This window comes from Ideonella sp. P3_A4, from assembly GCF_056403075.1.
The window spans coordinates 1-2047 of record NZ_JBFUGE010000872.1 but is presented as its reverse complement, the minus strand read 5'-3'; the positions used below and the strand labels follow the sequence as shown (position 1 = coordinate 2047).

3 protein-coding genes are annotated in these 2047 nt (G+C 67.8%); all 3 read right to left on the bottom strand.

All coding sequences use genetic code 11. The features are described 5' to 3' along the window. Nucleotides 1-317: hypothetical protein (locus AC1DYI_RS33895; RefSeq protein WP_477208498.1), on the bottom strand; the 317-nt coding region annotated here is incomplete at its 3' end. Continuing rightward, nucleotides 317-1633, bottom strand: coding sequence for a FliI/YscN family ATPase (locus tag AC1DYI_RS33890; protein ID WP_477208497.1), 1317 nt, complete (start codon nucleotides 1631-1633; stop codon nucleotides 317-319). The genes AC1DYI_RS33895 and AC1DYI_RS33890, both read right to left, overlap by 1 nt. Next, nucleotides 1633-2047: FliH/SctL family protein (locus AC1DYI_RS33885; protein WP_477208496.1), on the bottom strand; the 415-nt coding region annotated here is incomplete at its 5' end. The genes AC1DYI_RS33885 and AC1DYI_RS33890, both read right to left, overlap by 1 nt.

Below are 2047 nucleotides of genomic sequence, written 5' to 3'. Positions count from 1 at the left end.
GCCTGCGCTTGCTCCACTGCCCGCACTTTCTCGACGACCGCCTTTTCGGCCGCCGCCAGGGCCGTGCGCAACGCGACCATGCGATGCGCCGCGGCAATCGCGCGATGCGGGTCGATGGCAGCCTTCGCGGCCGGCGTGCATTGCACAGCCAGAGCGCGACAACGCTCGACGACTGCTTCGACCAGTTCACGCGCTTCCGTCAGGTCGCGCTGCGTTTCACCGAGCTTGCCTGCAGCCGTCTCYACCCGATGGTGGGAACGCTGTCGCACCGGCTCGAGCGGGTAGTCGAATCCCCGGGTATCGATGGACGTCGACATCAATCCGCTTCCTTGCCGGACAGGATGTCCCTGAGCGCGCGGACAGCCTCGCCGCGCGGGTGGCCGCCTTCGCGTTGGCAGAGATATGCCTTCAAGGCGGGCTTCAACTTCAGTGCCTGGTCGAGCTCGGCATTGCTGCCAGCGGCGTAGGCACCGATGTCGACMAGTTGGCGATTGCGTTCGAGGACGTCGAGCGTCGCCAGTGCCTGCCGGGTCATTGTCATGTCGTCGGCGTCGACCAGGTCGGTCATGACCCGGCTGGCGCTCTTCAGCACATCGATGGCGGGGAAATGGGCCTGTTGCGCCAAGCTGCGGGACAGCACGATGTGGCCATCGAGGATCGCTCGCAGGTTGTCGGCGATCGGTTCGTTGGGATCGTCGCCTTCCACCAGCACCGTCAGCAACGCTGTGATGGAGCCACCGGAAGGCGCGGTGCCACAGCGCTCGCACAGTTCCGGCAGCTCGGCGAAGACCGAAGGCGTGTAGCCGCGGGCCGTCGGCGGTTCGCCCGCGGACAGGCCGATCTCTCGCCGGGCCATCGCGAAGCGGGTGATCGAATCCATCGTCAGCACGACATGCTGGCCTTGGTCGCGAAAGAACTCCGCGATCGCGATCGCCGAGTAGGCCGCGTGCAGGCGGGCAAGCGCCGGCTGATCCGACGCCGCAACGACCACCACCGATCGACGCAGTCCTTCGGGCCCGAGGTGCTTGTCGATGAACTCTTTCACCTCACGACCACGTTCGCCGATGAGCGCGATCACGTTGACGTCGGCCTTGACGTGCCGGGCCACCATGCCCAGCAGCGTGCTCTTGCCGACACCGCTGCCGGCAAAGATGCCGATGCGCTGGCCACGCCCGAGCGTCAACAGCCCATCGATCGCGCGCACACCGGTTTCCAGGACCTGCGACACCCGCGGGCGATGCAAGGGGTTGATCGGTGCCGCCTTGACGGGCCGTGTCTGCAGGCGCGGCGGATCGGGCAGCTCGTCGAGCGCATGGCCGAAGCCGTCGATCACGCGGCCCAGCAACGCGTTGCCCACCGGGATCTGCGCACTTTGGCCGGTGGCTTCGACGCGGCAGCCGGCCGCCAGACCATGCGTGCCGCGATAGGGCATCAACGTGACCACGCCGCGCCGCAGGCTCACCACTTCGGCCAACACTGGCGGGCCGGCATGGCGCGGCGTGATGCGGCACAACTCGCCCAGGGTCACGTCCGGACCTTCGGCGTCGATCGACAGGCCACCGACCTGGCGAACGACACCGATGCGGCGAACCAGCTCGGCTTTCGTGGTGGCCTGGCGCAAGGCTTCCAGCATCAGCGGCGTCCTTCCTGGTCGGAAGAGCCCGAGGCGCCCTGAGCCCACAGCTCGCGCAGGCGCGACAGTTGCGTTGCCAGGCCGACATCCAGCTGGCCGTGGTCGCTCTCGACGATGCAACCCAGGGGCTCGAGCGAGGAATCGACGCTGACGCGCAGTTCCGGGTAGCGCTGCAGCAGCGCCTTGCTCGTCTCGCTCTCTATGAAAGCTGAGTAGTCAGACGTCGCCAGGCGAAGGCCGATCAGCGCGTGCCCACGCAACTGGCCGATTCCCTGGCGCACGAGATCGACGAGCAGGCCGGCGCGGTCCGAACCATCGGCCTGCTCGGACTGCGGCCCGCAGACCCGGCACAGGGCCTCGAAGGCGAGTTCGACCGCCTGGCGCTCGAGGGCCATGAAACGCTCCGGCAAGGCC